This is a genomic window from Lacrimispora sp. BS-2, assembly GCF_040207125.1.
Classification (GTDB): Bacteria; Bacillota; Clostridia; order Lachnospirales; family Lachnospiraceae; genus Lacrimispora.
In genome coordinates this window covers 2,676,814-2,696,893 of record NZ_CP157940.1, presented here as the reverse complement: position 1 = coordinate 2,696,893, position 20,080 = coordinate 2,676,814, and the positions used below count along the sequence as shown (strand labels likewise).

The window sequence follows — 20,080 nt, the reverse complement described above, 5'->3', positions numbered from 1 at the left end:
GAATACAGCCGGCAGGATAAAAAAGAAACAGCCGCAAAAAAGAAAATCCATACTTTCTTTTTTGCGGCTGCAATTTTCTGTCTTTTATCTCTGTCCCTTATCGTAAGGAATACCCTCTGCTTTTGGAGCCTGAGAGTTTCTGGAAGTGAAGATCAGCACGATCAGGGTGATGATATAAGGCACCATTTTATAGAAGTAGCTTGGAATGCCCATTGCGCTTAAGAACGGGATTCCGGAATAAGCGGATGCGATCGCCTTCATGAGCCCGAAGAAAAGGGAGGCAAGCATGATATTGACCGGCTTCCACTGGCCGAAGATCAAAACAGCCAGAGCCAGGAAGCCGTATCCGGCTACGTCTGCGTTAAAATTGGTGGAGGTGGGAACCACAAAAACCAGTCCTCCAAGCCCGCCAAGTGCGCCGGAGATCAGGACGCCTGCATACTGCATCCGGTATACGTTAATTCCGGCAGAGTCGGCCGCCTGGGGATGCTCGCCGCAGGCCCTAAGCCTTAAACCAAACCTGGTTTTATAAAGGACAATGGTTGAAAGCAAAAAGATTGCAATGCCAATATAAGTGGTGATATAAGCGTTCTGGAACAGGAGAGGACCGAAAAACGGAATCTTTCCCAATAACGGAACGGATACAATACGGAAGGTATTGGTAAACTGTACCTGCTGTACGCCCTGAATGACACGGGCCACGAAAATGGCAAAGGCGGGAGCAAACATATTTAATGCAGTACCGCTGATTACCTGATTGGACTTCATGTTGATGGACGCGTAAGCGTGGAACAGGGAAAATACCATACCGGTTGCCATGGAAATCAGCACCGCAATGATGAGCTGGAGTTGTCCGGTCATGGAGCCGCCTGTAAAATGAATGAACAGGATTCCGGTAAAAGCTCCCATGGTCATGATTCCTTCCAGGGCGATGTTAATGATGCCGCTTCGTTCGGAGAACATGGCTCCCAAAGCTACGATCATGAGAGGAATCATGAAATACATGGTCTGTTGGAAAATAAAATAAATTACGTTCATGATTTCATCCCTCCTTCCTTTGCACTTTCAGCTTTTTCATCTTTCTGCCTGTGGATTTTAGAAAGAATAATCTTTACCATAAGGGCAAAGGCGCTGAAATAGATGATGACCGCTACGATGATGTCAATGATTTCCGTTGAAAATTCAAATAGCTGCAAGTAAAAGCCTCCGGCTGTTAAGTATGCGATGAAGATGCCGGAGAAGAGAACTCCGATGGGGTTGCTTAAGCCCAGCAATGCAACGGAAATACCCGTAAAGCCTTCCGATGCCAGCACGTCCTTGATTTCAATGTGCTTTCCGGTACCAGCCAGATACAAAAGCCCTCCGGCAAGTCCTGCAATGGCTCCTGCGATCATCATGGACAGGATGATGCTCTTTTTTTCATTGATGCCGGCGTATTTACTGGCATCCCGGTTAAAGCCCACAGCCTTTAATTCATAGCCAAAGGTGGTTTTGTTAAGGAGAAGCCAGATCAGAATTACCGTGAGGATTGCAATAAGGATTCCCCCGTTTACGCTGGAGCCTGGGAATATCTTGTCCAGCCCCATCTTTGGGATGTTGGCTGTTGCCGCCACATTCCTGGACTCATTGCGCAGGTTGTTAAATAAGGGCTTATAGCTTTTTACGATCCAGTTTACCAGATACATGCCGATGTAATTCATCATAATGGAGGCGATTACCTCATTTACGTTAAAATAAGCTTTTAAAAGTCCTGGAACAAGGCCCCATACGGCGCCCAGGATGATGCTGGCAAGAAGGGCGACTACCCAGTGGGCAGGTCCTAAGGATGTCCAGAGGATTCCTACATAGACAGCGCCAAATCCTCCCATGATGAACTGGCCGGGAGTTCCGATGTTAAAAAGCCCTGTCTTAAAGGCAAATCCCACGGAAAGACCGGTGAGGATGATGGGAGTTGCATAGTAAAATACCTGTCCTACGCCTTTGGCTCCATGGGTAAATGCCCCTGATAAAATCGTTGCAAATCCTGGAAGAGCCTGCTTCGGATTGCAGAGGAACAGAATGATCAGGCCTACGATCAATCCAAGTATAATGGCAAAGATGGAAGAGAGAATTCCTGTATGATCCTTTATCTGTTTCGGTTTCATGATTTGCCACCTTCTTTCTTTGCGCCTGCCATATAAAGACCCAATTCCTGAACCGTGACGTTCTTAGGATTTAAGTCGGCTACGATTCCGCCTTCAAACATGACCAGAATCCGGTCGCTTAAATTCATGACTTCATCTAATTCCAGGGATACTAAGAGAATAGCTGCTCCGGCATCTCTTTGTTTTACAAGCTGGCGGTGGATGTATTCAATAGCCCCCACATCTAAGCCGCGGGTGGGCTGAACAGCCAGAAGAATATCGGGAACTTTAGAGATCTCTCTTGCCACAATGGCCTTTTGCTGGTTTCCGCCGGACATGCTGCGGGTTGTGGTAAAGGGGCCTTCGCTGCTTCTTATGTCATAATCCTGAATCAGCTTTTCTGCGTATTCATAAATCTTGTCATTTTTTAAGAAGGTACTGCTTTGGAAGTCCTTTTCAAAATACTGCTGAAGGACCAGGTTATAAGCCAGGTTGTAATCCAGGACAAGGCCGTGTTTGTGCCTGTCCTCCGGTATGTGGGATAATCCATGGGTATTTTTGTAACGGATGCTTTTTTTTGTCACGTCTTCCCCATTGATGGTAACGGTACCGGTGCTCATATCGGAAATGCCGGTGATCGCATGGATGAGCTCTGTCTGGCCGTTGCCGTCGATTCCGGCGATGCATACGATTTCTCCTTTTTTTACCTTGAAAGAGACATCATGGACCAGTTTTTTTGTCTGGCCTTCTCTTTTGGCCTCTACGGAAAGATCCTTAACTTCCAGCACAATATCTCCGGGCTTGGAAGGATTCTTGTCAACGGTCAGGTTCACCTTGCGGCCAACCATCATCTCTGACATTTCTTCGGGCGTTGTTTCTGCTACCTCTACCGTTCCAATATATTTACCGCGGCGCAGGACAGAACAGCGGTCCGCAACCGCCTTGATTTCATTGAGCTTGTGGGTGATAAACAGGATGGACTTGCCTTCCTTTACCAGATCTTTCATGATCTGCATCAGTTCTTCAATTTCCTGAGGGGTAAGAACCGCAGTGGGTTCGTCAAAAATCATGATTTCGTTATCGCGATAAAGCATTTTCAAAATCTCGACCCTTTGCTGCATGCCAACGGTAATATCTGATATGATTGCATCCGGGTCCACGAATAATTTGTATTTCTCACTTAAATCCATAACCTTTTTGCGGGCGTCATCCATTTTTAAAAACCCGCGTTTTGTTGTTTCAATGCCCAGAACAATATTCTGGAGCACGGTAAAATTCTCGACCAGCTTAAAATGCTGATGAACCATACCAATACCCAGGGCATTGGCATCTAAAGGCCCGGTGATTTTTTCTTCCTTGCCTCTGACCTTAATGACGCCTTTTTCCGGCTGGTACAGGCCGAATAAGACGCTCATGAGCGTGGATTTTCCTGCGCCGTTTTCACCAAGCAGAGCAAGGATCTCGCCTTTCTTTAATTGCAGAGTGATGTCATCATTTGCGATGATACCAGGAAATTCTTTCGTGATGTGAAGCATCTCAATAATGTAGTCCATAAAATCCCCCTTAATTCGGTACCTATCTATGGGACCTGGTTAATAAAATATACCTTGGTATTTTTCCGCTTTTAAGAAAATAAAAAAGAGATGCCGTAAGAGACCAGGTCTGTTATGACTGGTGAATCAAACGGCATCTCCTTTTCTTTTTCATTGCCCGCGCTTTTTGGGCAGTGCCCACCCTGCTTTACCGGGTGTATAGGTATGCCTGAAGACTATTCTACAAAGCTGATTTTTGTTTTTTCAAGCTTTAAGTCAACCGTAGGATTGTTGTTATCCTGAGAAGGCTGTACAAGTTCGATTTTACCGTCTTTTAACTGTGTAAAGATAGCGTCATAATCCTGCTGTGTGAACTTGGTGAATTTGGAAGTTTCCATTGGAAGTCCGATACCATCGTTCTTGGCAGTGAATATGCTTGTCTTTCCGCCTGGGAAAGCATTGTCATAGAATGCTTTCACTCCGTCGTAAACGGAAACGGACAGTTCTTTCATAGCTGAAGTGATAACAGTATTGGATTCATAGCTCTGGTCAACGTCAACGCCGATAACCTTTGTGCCTTTTTCTTCAGCAGCAGCCATAACGGAGTTACCAACAGCTCCGCCGCATCCAAAGATCACTTCTGTTCCGTTCTGGTACCAGGAAGCTGCCATGGACTGTGCTTCCGGTGTAGCGGCAAATGCACCTGTGTAGTTGTACATGATTTCTATGCCATCGATTCCCATTTCCTTTGCTGCAAAGTCAGCACCTTCTGCAAATCCGTAGCCGTAACGGATAACTGCCGGAACTGCCATGCCGCCTAAGAATCCGAGTTTTGTATAGCCTTCTTTTACTGCTGCATAGCCGGCTAAGAATCCAGGCTCGTCTTCCTGGAACAGGATCGGCATTACATTAGCCTCTGTTCTGAATTCGGAATAATCACCATTGTGAGGCTCGCCATCCAGAAGGATGAAATGAACATCCTTGTACTGATCCTGGGCAAGGAATACAGGCTCTTCAAATAAAAATCCCGGGCAAACAACTAGCTTAGCGCCGCCTTCGATAGCAAGTCCGATGGTCTCAAGATAGGAATCGGTAGTACCTTCCTGGGGCTGGTAGTACTTGTAGGAAATGCTGTTTTCCTCCGCATACTTCTTCATGCCTTCCCATGCACCCTGGTTAAAGGACTTGTCATCAATGGTTCCTAAGTCTGTAACCAATGCAAGCTCATACCCGTTTTCAGGCTTTTCTGAAGCTGCGGTTGTCTCTGCCGTTTTTTCAGCAGCTGTGGTCTCTGCAGGTGCCGCTGTGGTAGCGTCACCGCCTTGATTGGAAGAACCGCATCCGCTTAAGGTTGCAGCCATCATAACTGCCATTACTAATGCTAGTGCTCTCTTTTTCATAATCTTGTTTTTCCTCCTGTTTTTTATTGATTTTAGAGATACCACTAATGTACCACATTTTTGTCCCAGAAACAATCTCATTTGGTATTATTTTACAGAAAAAATCAAAAAAGAATCAAGCATTTTATGGAATATATTCCTTAACTCTGCATATAGGACGGTTTTCTCTGATTTTGCTTGTTATTTAAGAAAAAAATGCTAAACTGTTAAAAGACTTGAAAAGGAGGCTGCTTATGAAAAAAGCAAATCTACTGGAAGAACCGGTGAAGAGATTATTTTTAAGGTATCTGATGCCCTCCATCAGCGCCACGCTGGTCACCTCCATATATATCCTGGCGGATACCCTGATGATCGGGCGGGGAGTAGGTCCCATGGGAATTGCTGCTTTAAACTTACTTCTGCCCTTATACAGCCTGTTTTTTGGAACCGGCCTGCTGTTTGGCGTAGGCGGGGGAGTGCTCTTATCCATTTCCAAGGGAAAGGGAGATGAGCAGGGGGCCAGGGAGTATTTTACGGCTGCATTCTGCATGGCGGCTGCTGCCGGCGTGTTCTATGTGACGGCAGGGCATCTGCTGTTTGATCCTGTAACAAAGTTTTTGGGGAGAAATGAATCCATGGATCTCTATGTCAGGGAATATGGAAGGATACTGGTGTCAGGGGCGCCTGTATTCCTGCTTTCTTCTTTTCTGCAATCCTTTGTCAGAAATGACAGGGCTCCTAAAGTGGCCATGGCAGCCGTGATTTCCGGCGGTATCACCAATGTGATCCTGGATTATATTTTTATCTTTCCTATGAATATGGGAATGGTGGGAGCAGCGGCGGCCACTGCAATTGGCTCCTGCCTAACTCTTGGCATTTTGCTCACCCATTTGTTTTCCAAGGGGAATTCCTTGAAAATCGTCCTTCGCATCAAATGGAGAAGGGCAGGGGAAATCCTGGTGAACGGCCTTTCCAGCTTCTTATTGGAAACGTGCAGCGGAATTGTCATGTTTTTATTCAACCGCCAGCTTTTGGCTTACGTTGGCGACCTTGGAGTGGTGGTATACGGTATCATATCCAACAGCGCTCTGATCGTTGCTTCTATTAATAATGGTATCTCTCAGGCATCCCAGCCCATTCTTGCTATGAATTATGGGGCAGGAAAAAAGGAGAGGTTAAAGGAAACACGCCGCATGGGAGAGCTGGCGGTATGCTTTTCCGGTTTGCTGTTTGTGGGGATCGGTATGCTTTTTCCGGCTCTGGTAACAAAGGCCTTTGTAGGACCAACGGATGAGATTTTAGCTATGTCGGTCCCTGCTGTCAGGATTTATTTCCTGTCATTTCTGCCCATGGGATTTAATATATTGTTCAGCACCTGGTTCCAGTCTGTGTTAAAGCCGGGAAAGGCTTTGTTCATCTGTCTGATGAGGGGGCTTGTTTTAAGCAGTGTACTGGTATTTCTTTTTCCAATGGTATTTGGAGTAACCGGGATATGGTCGGTCATGCCGGCAGCAGAATTTCTGGCGATGGGAATCTGTCTGATCTTGCTGAAGGAAAAGAAATCTGTTCTGCCTGAAAAAATCTGAAATTTTCCTGTTAAAATCAAGGGGGAAAGGAGAGGTTTTCAGGTGATAAATTCGCATATGCGAAATAAAATCGCATATCAGAAAATGACAGAATATGGAAGTGCTTTCAAGATAATTGTATTGAAAAAAGAGCTGATTTTTGGCAATAATTAAAGAAACCCCTTTACTAGCGTTTGAATTATGCTATAATATCTGCAGGGCTTTTCCGCATAAGAAATCGGCAGAAAGGCCGAATAACCAACACAATTTGAGGAGGAACTATACTTATGGCAAGAAAATGGGTTTATTTGTTTACCGAAGGTAATACAAGCATGAAAAACCTGTTAGGTGGAAAAGGAGCTAATTTGGCAGAGATGACAAATTTAGGACTTCCGGTTCCCCAGGGATTTACTATAACAACAGAGGCTTGTACTCAGTATTATGAGGACGGCGAGAAGATTAATGATGAGATCATGAACCAGATCATGGAACACATCACAAAGATGGAAGAAATCACCGGAAAGAAGTTCGGCGATAAGGAAGATCCTCTTTTAGTTTCTGTTCGTTCCGGTGCAAGAGCATCCATGCCAGGTATGATGGATACCATCTTAAACCTTGGTCTGAATGAAGAAGTAGTGGAAGTTCTGGCTGTAAAATCCGGTAATCCCCGTTGGGCATGGGACTGTTACCGCAGATTTATCCAGATGTTCTCCGACGTAGTTATGGAAGTCGGCAAAAAGTATTTTGAAGAACTCATCGATAAGATGAAGGAAGTAAAGGGAATCACAGAGGACGTAGATTTAACGGCCGATGATTTAAAGGAGCTTGCAAAACAGTTCCAGGATGAATATAAGGAGAAAATCGGAGCTGAATTCCCGACAGATCCAAAGGTACAGCTGATGGAAGCCATTAAGGCTGTTTTCCGTTCCTGGAACAACCCAAGAGCAAATGTTTACCGCCGCGACAACGATATCCCATATTCCTGGGGTACAGCTGTTAACGTTCAGATGATGGCGTTCGGAAACATGGGCGAGACCTCCGGTACCGGCGTTGCATTTACACGTGATCCGGCAACCGGTGAAAAACACCTTATGGGCGAGTTCTTAATGAACGCACAGGGTGAGGACGTAGTTGCAGGTATCCGTACTCCTCAGAAGATCGACCAGTTAAAGGAAGTTATGCCGGAAGCCTATGAGCAGTTCATAGGAATCTGCAACACACTGGAAGACCATTACAGAGATATGCAGGATATGGAATTTACCATTGAAGATAGAAAGCTTTACATGCTTCAGACCCGTAACGGCAAGAGAACAGCAAAGGCTGCTTTAAAGATTGCATGTGATCTGGTCGATGAAGGCATGATTTCAGAGGAAAAGGCAGTTAAGATGATCGATCCAAGAAACCTCGATACCTTACTCCATCCTCAGTTTGATACGGAAGCATTAAAGAAGACAGAACCTGTTGGACGGGCTCTGGCAGCATCTCCGGGAGCTGCATGCGGTAAGATCGTATTTACAGCAGACGATGCAAAAGCATGGCATGAAAGAGGCGAGAAGGTTGTCCTGGTTCGTCTTGAGACCTCTCCGGAAGATATCGAAGGAATGAAGGCCGCTCAGGGTATCTTAACCGTACGCGGCGGTATGACTTCTCATGCAGCAGTTGTTGCACGTGGAATGGGTACATGCTGTGTATCCGGTTGTTCTGAAATCGCTATGGATGAAGAGAACAAGAAATTCACCCTGTCAGGCAAGGAATATCATGAAGGAGACTTCTTATCCCTTGATGGCTCTACCGGAAAGATCTATGACGGAATCCTTCCGACAGTAGACGCAGCCATTATCGGAGAATTCGGAAGAATCATGGCATGGGCAGATAAGTACAGAAGACTGAAAGTAAGAACCAATGCTGATACACCTGCTGATGCAAGAAAAGCAAGAGAACTGGGCGCAGAAGGAATCGGCCTTTGCCGTACTGAGCATATGTTCTTTGAAGGAGACAGAATCGATGCATTCCGTGAGATGATCTGCTCCGATACCGTTGAAGCGAGAGAAGCAGCTCTGGAAAAGATCCTTCCTGTACAGCAGGGCGACTTTGAGGCACTTTATGAGGCTCTGGAAGGAAATCCTGTTACCATCCGTTTCTTAGATCCGCCTCTTCATGAGTTTGTTCCCACAGAGGAAGATGATATTAAGAAGCTGGCAGATACACAGGGCAAGACTGTTGCTCAGATCAAGAGCATCATCGATTCCTTACACGAGTTCAACCCAATGATGGGACACCGTGGATGCCGTCTGACAGTTACCTATCCTGAGATCGCAAAAATGCAGACAAAGGCAGTGATCCGTGCAGCCATCAACGTACAGAAGGCACATTCAGACTGGAACGTTTGCCCGGAGATCATGATCCCGCTGATCTGTGATGAGAAAGAATTAAAGTTTGTTAAGAAGATCGTTGTTGACACTGCTGACGCAGAGATCGCTGCAGCAGGAAGCAATTTGAAATATGAAGTAGGTACCATGATCGAGATCCCAAGAGCATGCCTGACCGCTGATGACATTGCAAAAGAGGCAGAATTCTTCTGCTTCGGAACCAATGACTTGACTCAGATGACTTATGGCTTCTCCCGTGATGATGCCGGCAAGTTCTTAGATGCTTACTACGACACCAAGATCTTTGAGAATGACCCATTTGCAAAACTGGATCAGACCGGTGTAGGCAAGCTTATGGAAACTGCAATCAAGTTAGGCAAGGGCGTTCGTCCGGAAATGCATGTTGGTATCTGCGGCGAGCACGGCGGAGATCCTTCTTCTGTAGAGTTCTGCCATAAGATCGGTCTGGATTATGTATCCTGTTCTCCATTCCGTGTGCCGATTGCAAAACTGGCAGCAGCACAGGCAGCATTGAACAATTAAGGATAATAACCGATTAAAGATATTATATGAAAATCTATATATGACACTCAAAAGGGGTTGTGTACTGGCTGTTTAGTACACGGCCCCTTTGGGCATCAGAGGGATACTTGAAATACAAAAGGAATGCAACATATGAGAAAAGCTGCTTGATCTGACCATACGGTTTCGATCATGCAGCTTTTTTGCTTTTCTTAAATATATTAACAGCTGATATGCCTATGATTCCAAATCAGATTTCAGAAGTTCATTATACTTCTCAATAATCCGGTAAAAGGCGTCTAGGTCTGCCTCACCGCACTGTTCAATCAGATAGGAGGTGGTCTGTGTGATGTCTGCAACATCGTATGCTTTGTGAACCGAGGAAAGTCTCTGCCCCTTTTCTGTTACGTACAGGCATACGGACTTTTCATTGTTCTCCTTGTAGCGTTTTTCTATATATCCGTTGTCAACCAGCTTCTTGATAACCTGGGAAATGGCACTTTTGCTTTTGTGCCATATTTTTGACAACTCAGTGGCAGTAATACCGGGGGAGTCGTCAATGTAGGTAAGGGTGTGTATTTCCATCATGTTAAAGTTTTCATTCTCATATGTGTGATGGGCATAGATGTAGTTGTGATATAAGATAATAAATTCATACAATGTATCTGCCCGTGCATTCAACTTTTGATACGCACTGTTTATATCTGAAATATGACTCATATAGATGCTCCTGTTCCATTGATGATATCTGTACATGTAATAGTACCATATATAGAATAGGGCTTCAATATATTATTTCAAACAAAATGGAAATATTGTTAAGTAAATTAACTATAAAAGTTAAAAATTAATATTTTATGTTTAAAATGCCCTAATTATAAAAAGTATATTAAAAATATATTGACAACATTCACTATACATTTTATAATATAGTTAAGTTAGTTAACAATATTACGCAACATCTCGCTTATACTTGAAAAAGGATGGTATTTTTATGGACATTGAGAAGTTCTGTAGGGGAAATTGTGTGGAGCGGAGGGGAACAGGTACATTAAAATGGGACTCACTTCAGGAGATTTTTGGAGATGCAGACCTGCTTCCCCTCTGGGTTGCCGATATGGAGATCCAGTCACCGGCAGCAGTAAGAGAAGCGCTGGCAAAGCGTGTGGACCACGGCGTGTTTGGCTATGGCACAGTGGAGGATGCATGCTTTGAGTCTTTCTTTGCATGGCAGAAGAAGCATCATAATGTAGAACTTGACAGGGAAAATGTAAGGTTTGCTACCGGGGTGGTGGGATCCTTATATGCGGCTGTAAGGGCATATACCAAAGAAGAAGCTTCCGTTATTATCTGCCCTCCTGTATACTACCCATTTTATGATGCCATACTGAACACTGGCAGAAAGCTGGTAACCTGTGAGCTTGATAATGACAACGGTTATTACACCCTGGATTTTGAAAAGTTTGAGAAGGAAATCGTGGACAACAAGGCAGAAATGTTCATTCTGTGTTCCCCCCATAACCCTGTAAGCCGGGTATGGTCAGAGGAAGAGCTGGATACCATGTTCGGTATCTGCCACAGACATGGTGTATTGGTGGTTTCAGATGAGATTCATCAGGATTTTACCTATGAGGGGAAGAAGTTCGTATCTTCCGCAGTGGTCAGTAACGGCAAGTATAAGGATATTCTGATCACCTTAAATGCAGGTTCCAAGACATTTAATCTGGCCGGGCTGATTCACTCCCATGTGATCATATTTGACAAACAGTTGATGGAAACCTACGATGCGTACATCAAAGGCATTGGTTCACCGGAAGTCAACCTCATGGGGCTTACAGGGGTGGAGGCCGCTTTCCGGGGAGGGGAAGAATGGCTGGAGAATGTGAAGGCACTGATTATTCACAATTACAATTATATGAAGGAGGAGTTTGAAAGGGAGCTTCCAAAGATCGTGGTTACGCCTCTTGAAGGAACATATCTGTCCTGGATTGACTTAAGGGGCTATCTTACGGGGGAAGAGACTGCCGGCTTTATCCAGAACAAGTGCCGTCTTGCCTGCGATGTTGGGGAATGGTTCAGCCTTATGGCACACGGATTTATCCGTATTAACCTGGCTACAGATGCAAAGAATGTTGTTACTGCTGTTGAAAGCATTATCAAAAATATCAAAGAAAAGGTGGGGGAATAAATGGCTGTTTCTATTAGTGTAATCTGTTTTTTAATCTATCTGGGTGTTCTGTTTGTATTGCAGAAAAAAGGCAAATCTTTTAATGTACGTGTAATAGCCGGTTTGTTCGGCGGTATTATATTTGGTGCGGTTTTAAAGACAGTGGCAGATGATGCGGCGGTTTCTGAGAGCCTGCGCTGGATCAGCCTGGTGGGTACTGCTTATACCAAACTTTTGAAGATGATGGTTATCCCGCTGATTTTTGTATCCATCGTGTGCGCTATCATTAACCAGAAGTCAGGCAAGAACCTTGGCAAGATTACCGCTCTTGTACTGGCAATCCTCCTGTCCACGGCAGCAATTGCAGCAGTGGTAGGCGGTGCTACAGCTGCGGCATTTGGTGTCAGTGCTGAGGGACTGGAGATTGGAGAGGCTGAGAGCAAGAAGACTTCCCAGCTGGAGGAAAAGGCGAAAGAAGGTCTTTCCATTGAAGATACCATTATTGATATCATTCCATCCAACCCGATCTATGCCCTTACCGGACAGGGAAACAATGCAACCCTTTCCGTGGTGCTCTTTGCGGCTTTCCTTGGAATCGGAGTAATCGGGGTACGGACATATGCCCCGGAACAGGCGGAGTTTTTCGGGAAAATAATGAATTCGCTGAACACCCTGGTTGTGGAAGTGGTCATGATGATTATTATGCTGACTCCATTCGGCATCTTTTCATTGATGACCAAGACCATTGCCGGAAGTGACTACACCAGTATCCTGCGGCTTGTAACCTTTGTTCTTGCTTCCTATACAGCGATATTTATCATGTTCATCATTCACGGGCTGATACTGGCTGCAGTGGGAGTAAGCCCTATGACCTATTTTAAGAAGGCCATGACAACCCTGGTATTTGCATTTACTTCCCGTACCAGTGCAGGAACCCTGCCGCTGACCATCAGAACCCTGACAGATGAGATGGGCGTGGATAACGGAATTTCCAACCTGGCCGGTTCCCTCAGTACCTCCATCGGGCAGAATGGATGCGCGGCTATTTATCCTGCCATGCTGGTAATCATGGTGGCTCCTGCTGTAGGCCAGCCCATTACCCCTTCCTTCTTTATCCTGATGGTAGTCATCATCACGTTTGCTTCTATCGGTATCGCCGGCGTAGGCGGCGGCGCAACCTTTGCAGGGATCACCGTGTTATCTGCACTTGGACTCCCGGTTGGCCTTGCAGGCCTGTTGGTAGGAATTGAGCCTGTTATCGACATGGCCAGAACTGCCCTGAATGTAAGCGATGGCATGGTAACCGGTCTGGTTGCTGCAAAACTGACCAATAATATTGATATGACAGTATATAATGACAAGTCGCTGAACCTGGAAAAGAAGCCGGCTTCAGCAAAAGAAGATTAATAAGAAAATTATTTACAAAGGAGGTGTGATCATGGGTAAACGTGTTCTTATTGTAGGAGGTGTTGCCGGCGGTGCGTCCGCCGCAGCCAGGATCAGGCGTCTGGATGCAGATGCGTCCATAACCATATTTGAACGGGGAGAGCATGTATCCTTCTCCAACTGCTCACTTCCTTATTATTTAAGCAGGACCGTGGAGGATAAGGACTATCTGGTGCTGATGACGCCGGAGGGATTTGAACATTCCTATGATATTGAGGTGCGTGTAAACAGTGAGGTGTACGGCATTGACCCCGCCCTCAGGAAAATACGTATTAAAGACGGTGCATCCGGCCGGGAATATGAAGAATCATATGATGAGCTGGTGCTTTCGCCGGGATCCTATCCTATCCGCCCCAGGTCAATCGAGGGGGTATATCTCCCTCATGTATTCACAGTGCGCAATGTAAATGATATTGCAGCGCTGGATCAATATGTTGCCAGGGAAGAAGTCCGCAGTGTGGTGGTAATCGGAGGCGGCTTTATCGGCCTGGAGGTGGCGGAAAATCTGAAATCAGCAGGAAAGCAGGTAGCTGTGGCAGAGGCTGCCGGCCAGATCATGGCACCTTTTGATTATGATATGAGCCAGATCCTGCAAAAAGAGCTCTGCGATCAGGGTGTGGAACTGGCTGTGGGTGACGGTGTGAAGGCCATCACTGAGGATAAGGTAATCTTAAACTCAGGCAGGGAACTTGCCTGCGATGCAGTGGTGCTTTCCATTGGCGTACTGCCGGAAACAGAGCTGGCAAAGCAGGCCGGTCTGGAAATCGGTGAGACAGGTGCAATCAAGGTGTCGCCGGATTACCGCACCAGCGACCCGCATATCTATGCAGTGGGTGATGCCATCGAGGTCTACCAGCGTCTGACCCACAAACCAACCAGGCTCCCGCTGGCTGGTCCGGCTCTGCGCCAGGCAAGGGCAGCTGCTGATGCCATGTATGGCATGTCCACCAGGAATAACGGAGTCATTGGCTCCTGCGCTGTTAAGCTGTTCCAGTTGAACGCTGCTGCCACAGGCTTAAATGAGAGAACCGCAAAAGAAAATAATATACCATGCGATTCTGTCTACACCATGACCATGGATAAGGTAGGCCTGATGCCCGGCAGTTCTCCCATGCACTTTAAGCTTGTATTCGAAGTGCCCACAGGAAGGATCCTGGGGGCCCAGGCCATCGGCAAAGGCAATGTGGACAAACGAATCGACGTGATCGCAACCCTTATTGCCATGAATGGAACATTGGAGGATATGAAAGGACTGGAGCTCTGCTACTCACCGGTGTTCGGCACAGCAAGAGATGTGGTTAATCTGGCAGCACTGGTGGCGCTTAATGTCCTTCACGGAGTCTTTAAACAGGTTCATGTAAGTGAAGTGCGTAAGCTGGTGGAGAGCAAAGCCTGCATCATTGATGTAAGAGGCCGGGATGAGTTTGAGATGGGGCATCTCATTGGAGCTGTGAATATCCCTTTGGGTGAATTAAGGCAGCGTGTATCAGAGATTCCTCATGACAGGCCGGTATACTTACACTGCCGGACCAGCCAGAGAAGCTATAATGCAATCATGACCTTAAAGGGCCGGGGTTTTGACAATATCATTAACATTTCCGGTTCCTTCCTGGGAATCAGTTATTATGAATATTTTATGGATATGACTACGGGACGGGAGAAGATACTAACAGAATATAATTTTCTATAAAAGTCATGTATGGAGATGGACGGCATGCCCTGGGAAGAGGGGCGTGCCGTCTGTTTGATTTCCTGTCCATAATGATTTACCGGAGGAAGAATTATGGAAGAGAAAAAAATGGCTATACTTTCTATATAATTTAAATATAGCAGGAAAAGATGGAGGAAGTGTATGAGAATTCCAAAGCACATTGGGATCATACCAGACGGCAACCGCCGCTGGGCCCTTGGAAAGGGAATGGGAAAAGAGGCAGGGTATGACAATGGAATATCCCCTGGAATGGTCCTTTACAACCTTTGCAGAAAACTGGGGATTAAGGAAATGACCTTTTACGGTTTTACGGTGGATAATACAAAGCGTCCGTCAATTCAAAGGGAGGCATTTACAAAGGCGTGCGTAAAAGCCGTTGAGGAACTGTCAAAGGAAGATGCCGAGCTTTTGGTTCTGGGAAAGACAACGTCAGCCATGTTTCCGGAGGAGCTGAAGCCATATACCAACAGACACCAGTTCGGCAAGGGGGGAATGAAGATCAATTTTCTGGTCAATTACAGCTGGGAGTGGGATCTGGGACTTCATGACGGAGCCATAGGTCCTAAATTAAAAACCGCCGATGTTTCAAGGATCGATCTGGTGATCCGGTGGGGAGGCCGCAGAAGGCTGTCCGGTTTCCTGCCGGTACAGTCCGTTTACTCGGATATGTATGTAATCGATGATTATTGGCCGGATTTTACGCCGCAGCACGTATACGATGCGATTGAATGGTATTCCAGGCAGGATGTAACCCTGGGAGGCTAAAGATACACAAAACAGACCGTTTGATTCCGCTGCAAAAAGAATAGGGTTTCTAAAATTTGGCATACTACAGACAGAATTATATTTTAATGGAGGTAATTATGCCAGAGACGGTTTTAGAAAAGACAGAAGGACGGGTAAGCTATCATGATTCCGTGGAAGAGATGCTTGTAAGGATAAGGGATGACGGATTATCAAGCGTATTTTCCAGATGGGACGAGCAGGAAAAGATACGATGTAAGTTTTGCCTGCAGGGATTAAGCTGCCAATTATGTACCAATGGACCCTGCAGAATCAACGAACAGAAGGGACCGGAAAAGGGTGTCTGCGGAATTGGCCCTGATGCCATGGCCATGAGAAATCTTCTTATGAGAAACATTATGGGAGCTGCCACTTATGCCCATCATGCTTATGAGGCCTTCCGGACCTTAAAAGAAACAGGAAAAGGGAACACAGTTTTTCAGATTACAGACGTTGACAAATTAAAATGGATGTGTGAAAAAACCGGGATCAATACAAATCAGGATGTAAACCAGATGGCTGTCTGCCTGGCAGAATTTCTTGACCGGGAGATGAAATCAGGCCCTGATGAGAAAAGTGTTATGGTAGAAGTTTTTTCACCCAAAAAACGAAAAAAGATTTGGGAAGATTTACACATTTACCCTTCAGGAGTTGAACATGAGGTACAGAACAGCATTGCAAGCTGCCTTACCAACGTAGATGGTGATTATGTTTCCCTGGCAACAAAAGCCCTGCGTTTGGGTCTGTCCACTATTTATACTGCGCAAATTGGCCTTGAAATGACACAGGATATTTTATTTGGAACCCCAATGCCTCATGAAGTGGATGTGGATTTGGGAATTATGGATCCTGATTACGTAAATATTGCATTTAATGGACATCAGCCCTGGATTGGGGTCGCCACTTTACAGAAGGCAAGGATGGAGAAGTATCAGGATATGGCCAGACAGGCCGGAGCAAAGGGTATCCACATCGTAGGCTCCATTGAAACAGGACAGGAATTACTGCAGAGGTTTGAAATGGATGATGTGTTTGTGGGCCTTATGGGAAACTGGTTATCCATTGAGCCGTTTTTAGCAACAGGAACGGTGGATGCATTTGTAATGGAGGAAAACTGCTCCCCGCCTGCCATTGATCAATATGCGGAAAAATATCAGGTTGCCCTTGTAAGCGTCAGTACGATTATCGGTGTTCCAGGCACCGAACATAAGATGCCATATTATCCTGGAAAGGCAGAGGAGATGGCGGAAACTTGCATTAACGTTGCCATTGAGAACTTTAAGAAAAGACATGGCCAGATCAAGCCAATGGTACCAAAATACAGGGAAAAAGCCATTGCCGGATTTTCTACGGAAGCAGTGTTAAATGCAATCGGAAATGATTTAGATAACCTGGTGGAGGTAATTGCAAAAGGCCAGTTAAAAGGAATCGTCGCTCTGGCAAACTGCTCCACCTTGAGAAATGGTCCCCAGGATTGGAATACGGTGAATTTAACAAAAGAACTGATTAAAAAAGACATCCTTGTTGTGGCTGGAGGCTGCGGAAACCATGGGTTAGAGGTTGCGGGTATGTGCAATTTAGACGCCATCGATCAGGCGGGAGAAGGACTGCAGGGAGTGTGCAGGGCTTTGGGAATTCCCCCTGTGTTAAGCTTTGGAACCTGTACGGATACAGGAAGGATTTCCATGCTTGTAACGGCTCTGGCTGACCATCTGGATGCAGACATTTCTGACCTGCCTATTGCAGTGACCGCACCGGAGTGGATGGAACAGAAGGCCACCATAGATGGCTTATTTGCCATTGCATATGGAGCTTATACTCATCTTTCTCCCACTCCCTTTATCACCGGCGCACCAAAGCTTGTAAAGCTGCTCACAGAAGACGTAGAGGGCCTGACCGGCGGTAAAGTGGCTTTAGGAGATGATCCGGTACAGGTAGCCAATGATATTGAAGATCACATTATGAAAAAAAGACGAAAAATGGGTTTAAATTAGATTCTAGGCGGGAAATGAAATGTTCCTGGAAGATGAATAGACAGGCTTCGGCGATTTTGCCGAAGCCTTGTTTTTCGTTTATATCGGACAGACCCTTTATTCCTGGCTGGTTTTTCAGGCTGTCCCCTTCTGCCAGAATCGGGAGATACATGCGATAGACAATGTTACGCATACCCTTCCGGTGATTTTGCAAAGTCAGGATAAACAAAGCGGTATTGATGCTCAGCCACCATGTTTACATCTTTGGCATGTTGGAAACAGGGCTGTATTTCCCCATATTCAGCAAAGTAATTACAAAAGCCGGCCGTAAACAGTTTTGACAGAATCCATCCGGCAAGATCGGCGGACAGTGTGTTTTTTACAGCGATAAAAGAAGGAACGGTTAAGGCTCCCTCTTTGGGATACCGGAGTGAAAGCAGTGTTTCATCTGCCCGGAAAGCAAAGATGGAGGGAGTAATTGCAGCAGGGCTTATCCCTTTTTGGACACTTTGGAGAGACTGGACCGGCATATCAAAGATCGTGGCATTTTCCATAAAAAGATCGGTAAACTCTTTGCCGTATAACCAGGTAAGCTGTTTGAAAACACCCCTCCCGGCTGAATTTGTCTTTCCGCCAAAGGCCTTGGGATGCTCTGCCAGTTCTTTAAGAGATGCCGGCAAAGGCTGACCGGCTAATAATTGTCTGTTAAATACCATGATAAGCGGGATCACTAAAAAAGGAAGAAGGCGCTTGTCCTGACAGAGATTGCTGTTACGAATCTCTTTTTTTAATGGAAGCAGGTCCTGTATTTCCAGCAGGTCTTCTTTAAACAAACCATAGATATCCGGATCTTCAAACACCTCTAAATCGGTGGAAACTATGATGTCCGGTGTGATCCCGGTTTTTTTTACCTCTTCCGACAGTTTTTTGGGATATCCCAGACCAAAATATTCTGTTTCCAGCAGGATATCCTGTTCTTTTAAAAGCGATGTTACCTCTTCTATATGTTTCTTTTCATACCGGTGCAGGACACAGATATTATTCCAGTACATACTTATTTTACGCATAATTCACCGACTCTCATCTTTCTTTGCATTTCTACAATATATTGCTGGTATGTATGCAGGCGTTCCCAGGTTTCCTGTTCTTTTTCATTTCTTTCAATTACTGATTGTATTCCGCCGTTTTTCATACAGATCCGGCAGTCGCTCATTAAAGCAGTGTGTGGGTCGTGTGTGGCGATCAGTACCAGTTTCTGCTTTTTCAGCAGCAGGTGCAAAGCTTTTTCTTTATGGATACCGGCATTTTCCACTTCGTCGATCAGAACAATGGGACTTTCACACAAAACCGCTACATCAGCGATCATCAGGGCGCGGCTTTGACCGCCGCTTAAAAGATTTAAGCCGTCACTTCCATGCAGATGCTCCGGAGTGATAGCATTGGCCTGGTCAATGACTTCCGGAAGGACCCTATGCCAGTCCCGCTGTCTGCAGGTACAGTGCATGCGGATAAATTCCTCAACCGTCCCATCCAATACGAAACGCATATTCTGGCTGAGATGGGCGATCAGCTGCCTGGAGATGTTGAACCGGGCTTGTTTATCCGGTAAGTTTCCGTTGATCCATACATGGCGCCCGGAGACCGTGTCGCCGCAGGCCAGCTGCTCTAAGTCCTGAATCAGCCGGCTTTTCCCTGAACCGGTATGGCCTACAACTGCGTACAGCTGTCCCGGCTTCATGGTAAGGGGAGCAAAGGATTCCGGTTGTCCGTTTTTATTGCGGCCCGGAATAATTGTCAATTCATGAAACATGGGGTACCTCCTTAAATTCCATTTTTTCCACAATGCCCTGCTGATACATGGTGCCGATCCGTTTTTCTCCCACACAGTAAGAGCAGACACCGGCAGGCATGGTGTGGCGCAGGGTGTCACTACTGTTCCACTCTGTTTGGGGAAGGCTTTCTAAGTACTGGAAGAGAAGTCCGCTGCCGTAACCGGATAATCCGTCTACCGGAAAGATATGAGCGGTTGGGTTTAAGGAGCTTATATTATAGTGGATAATTTCTTTTTCTGCCTGTGAAACCATATCGATCTTGGTCATGAGGATGATATCAGCGGTTGTCAGCATTGGACCCAGCTTTTTGGGGGAACGCAGGCTGCTGGTACAATCTGTCACACAGATGCTGACCGTGTGAGCGGTGGCAGGTGAACAGCGGTTACAGAGTCCGGCAGTTTCAATTATCAGATATTGGGTTTTCTGCTGTTCATTCCAGGCGATCATTTCCTCCAGGTTTGATATAAGGAAATGATCCGGGCATATGTCACCGGACAGGCCCAGTATAAACGGAACACCCAAAGCCTGATAGGCAGCCGGATCATCAGAATGCAGACAGTCAATCTTGCAGACAGAGGAGCGTTTACCGGCGGACTGAATATGCCGGATCAGATTTGAGGCAGCCAGAGTCTTACCGGCGGCGGCTCCCCCGCTAATGAGAATTATTTTACTTTTCAT

15 protein-coding genes are annotated in these 20,080 nt (G+C 45.9%); 7 read left to right on the top strand and 8 right to left on the bottom strand.

Annotated elements, in window-relative coordinates; all coding sequences use genetic code 11:
• Window positions 1-84: 84 nt before the first annotated feature.
• From ABFV83_RS12730 to ABFV83_RS12715, 4 genes are all read right to left on the bottom strand, one after another.
• A complete protein-coding gene (locus ABFV83_RS12730) occupies window positions 85-1,038 on the bottom strand; it encodes an ABC transporter permease (protein ID WP_349944304.1) in 954 nt (317 codons plus the stop codon).
• Window positions 1,035-2,144, bottom strand: a complete 1,110-nt coding sequence (locus ABFV83_RS12725) for an ABC transporter permease (RefSeq protein ID WP_349944302.1) — start codon at window positions 2,142-2,144, stop codon at window positions 1,035-1,037. The genes ABFV83_RS12730 and ABFV83_RS12725 overlap by 4 nt, the downstream gene beginning before the upstream one ends.
• Window positions 2,141-3,676: an ABC transporter ATP-binding protein gene (locus ABFV83_RS12720; RefSeq protein ID WP_349944301.1), complete on the bottom strand. Its 1,536-nt coding sequence runs from the start codon at window positions 3,674-3,676 to the stop codon at window positions 2,141-2,143. The genes ABFV83_RS12725 and ABFV83_RS12720 overlap by 4 nt, the downstream gene beginning before the upstream one ends.
• 215 nt (window positions 3,677-3,891) lie before the next feature.
• Window positions 3,892-5,055: a BMP family ABC transporter substrate-binding protein gene (locus ABFV83_RS12715; protein ID WP_349944299.1), complete on the bottom strand. Its 1,164-nt coding sequence runs from the start codon at window positions 5,053-5,055 to the stop codon at window positions 3,892-3,894.
• Window positions 5,056-5,288: 233 nt separating this feature from the next.
• On the opposite strand from ABFV83_RS12715, the gene ABFV83_RS12710 reads away from it, so the two are divergent.
• Window positions 5,289-6,620 carry an MATE family efflux transporter gene (locus ABFV83_RS12710; RefSeq protein ID WP_349944297.1) on the top strand — a complete coding sequence of 444 codons (1,332 nt, stop codon included), beginning with the start codon at window positions 5,289-5,291 and terminating at the stop codon, window positions 6,618-6,620.
• 266 nt (window positions 6,621-6,886) lie between these two features.
• Window positions 6,887-9,511: a pyruvate, phosphate dikinase gene (ppdK, locus tag ABFV83_RS12705; protein WP_349944295.1), complete on the top strand. Its 2,625-nt coding sequence runs from the start codon at window positions 6,887-6,889 to the stop codon at window positions 9,509-9,511.
• Between the two features lie 216 nt (window positions 9,512-9,727).
• On the opposite strand, the gene ABFV83_RS12700 is transcribed toward ppdK, so the two are convergent.
• Window positions 9,728-10,210, bottom strand: coding sequence for a MarR family transcriptional regulator (locus ABFV83_RS12700; RefSeq protein ID WP_349944293.1), 483 nt, complete (start codon window positions 10,208-10,210; stop codon window positions 9,728-9,730).
• 274 nt (window positions 10,211-10,484) lie between these two features.
• Between ABFV83_RS12700 and ABFV83_RS12695 the strand changes: the two genes are divergently transcribed.
• The 5 genes from ABFV83_RS12695 (at window position 10,485) to cooS (ending at window position 17,591) form a co-directional block, all read left to right on the top strand.
• On the top strand, window positions 10,485-11,678 hold the full coding sequence (locus ABFV83_RS12695) for a MalY/PatB family protein (RefSeq protein ID WP_349944292.1): 1,194 nt from the start codon (window positions 10,485-10,487) through the stop codon (window positions 11,676-11,678).
• The gene (locus tag ABFV83_RS12690) at window positions 11,679-13,064 is read left to right on the top strand and encodes a cation:dicarboxylase symporter family transporter (protein WP_349944291.1); all 1,386 of its coding nucleotides are present in this window, start codon (window positions 11,679-11,681) and stop codon (window positions 13,062-13,064) included. It abuts the gene before it with no gap.
• 31 nt (window positions 13,065-13,095) lie between these two features.
• Window positions 13,096-14,793 (top strand): FAD-dependent oxidoreductase, encoded by a 1,698-nt coding sequence (locus ABFV83_RS12685; RefSeq protein WP_349944290.1) that lies wholly within the window; start codon window positions 13,096-13,098, stop codon window positions 14,791-14,793.
• A 162-nt stretch (window positions 14,794-14,955) separates the two neighbouring features.
• A complete protein-coding gene (locus tag ABFV83_RS12680) occupies window positions 14,956-15,579 on the top strand; it encodes an undecaprenyl diphosphate synthase family protein (RefSeq protein ID WP_349944289.1) in 624 nt (207 codons plus the stop codon).
• Between the two features lie 98 nt (window positions 15,580-15,677).
• On the top strand, window positions 15,678-17,591 hold the full coding sequence (gene cooS, locus ABFV83_RS12675) for an anaerobic carbon-monoxide dehydrogenase catalytic subunit (RefSeq protein ID WP_349944287.1): 1,914 nt from the start codon (window positions 15,678-15,680) through the stop codon (window positions 17,589-17,591).
• A 164-nt stretch (window positions 17,592-17,755) separates the two neighbouring features.
• On the opposite strand, the gene ABFV83_RS12670 is transcribed toward cooS, so the two are convergent.
• From ABFV83_RS12670 to ABFV83_RS12660, 3 genes are read right to left on the bottom strand one after another with little or no spacing between them, the layout of a single operon-like run.
• The gene (locus ABFV83_RS12670; protein ID WP_349944285.1) at window positions 17,756-18,637 is read right to left on the bottom strand and encodes a hypothetical protein; all 882 of its coding nucleotides are present in this window, start codon (window positions 18,635-18,637) and stop codon (window positions 17,756-17,758) included.
• Window positions 18,625-19,380: an ATP-binding cassette domain-containing protein gene (locus ABFV83_RS12665; protein ID WP_349944283.1), complete on the bottom strand. Its 756-nt coding sequence runs from the start codon at window positions 19,378-19,380 to the stop codon at window positions 18,625-18,627. Before ABFV83_RS12665 ends, ABFV83_RS12670 begins: the two co-directional genes overlap by 13 nt.
• Window positions 19,370-20,080, bottom strand: a complete 711-nt coding sequence (locus tag ABFV83_RS12660) for a GTP-binding protein (RefSeq protein ID WP_349944282.1) — start codon at window positions 20,078-20,080, stop codon at window positions 19,370-19,372. Before ABFV83_RS12660 ends, ABFV83_RS12665 begins: the two co-directional genes overlap by 11 nt.

Bases quoted from the DNA above. Each gene is read 5' to 3' on its own strand.
- ABFV83_RS12715 (WP_349944299.1), bottom strand. From the start codon at position 5,055: ATGAAAAAGAGAGCACTAGCATTAGTAATGGCAGTTATGATGGCTGCA.
- cooS (WP_349944287.1), top strand. From the start codon at position 15,678: ATGCCAGAGACGGTTTTAGAAAAGACAGAAGGACGGGTAAGCTATCAT.
- ABFV83_RS12710 (WP_349944297.1), top strand. From the start codon at position 5,289: ATGAAAAAAGCAAATCTACTGGAAGAACCGGTGAAGAGATTATTTTTA.
- ABFV83_RS12660 (WP_349944282.1), bottom strand. From the start codon at position 20,080: ATGAAAAGTAAAATAATTCTCATTAGCGGGGGAGCCGCCGCCGGTAAG.
- ABFV83_RS12730 (WP_349944304.1), bottom strand. From the start codon at position 1,038: ATGAACGTAATTTATTTTATTTTCCAACAGACCATGTATTTCATGATT.
- ABFV83_RS12685 (WP_349944290.1), top strand. From the start codon at position 13,096: ATGGGTAAACGTGTTCTTATTGTAGGAGGTGTTGCCGGCGGTGCGTCC.
- ABFV83_RS12680 (WP_349944289.1), top strand. From the start codon at position 14,956: ATGAGAATTCCAAAGCACATTGGGATCATACCAGACGGCAACCGCCGC.
- ABFV83_RS12665 (WP_349944283.1), bottom strand. From the start codon at position 19,380: ATGTTTCATGAATTGACAATTATTCCGGGCCGCAATAAAAACGGACAA.
- ABFV83_RS12690 (WP_349944291.1), top strand. From the start codon at position 11,679: ATGGCTGTTTCTATTAGTGTAATCTGTTTTTTAATCTATCTGGGTGTT.
- ABFV83_RS12725 (WP_349944302.1), bottom strand. From the start codon at position 2,144: ATGAAACCGAAACAGATAAAGGATCATACAGGAATTCTCTCTTCCATC.
- ABFV83_RS12720 (WP_349944301.1), bottom strand. From the start codon at position 3,676: ATGGACTACATTATTGAGATGCTTCACATCACGAAAGAATTTCCTGGT.
- ABFV83_RS12700 (WP_349944293.1), bottom strand. From the start codon at position 10,210: ATGAGTCATATTTCAGATATAAACAGTGCGTATCAAAAGTTGAATGCA.
- ABFV83_RS12695 (WP_349944292.1), top strand. From the start codon at position 10,485: ATGGACATTGAGAAGTTCTGTAGGGGAAATTGTGTGGAGCGGAGGGGA.
- ppdK (WP_349944295.1), top strand. From the start codon at position 6,887: ATGGCAAGAAAATGGGTTTATTTGTTTACCGAAGGTAATACAAGCATG.
- ABFV83_RS12670 (WP_349944285.1), bottom strand. From the start codon at position 18,637: ATGCGTAAAATAAGTATGTACTGGAATAATATCTGTGTCCTGCACCGG.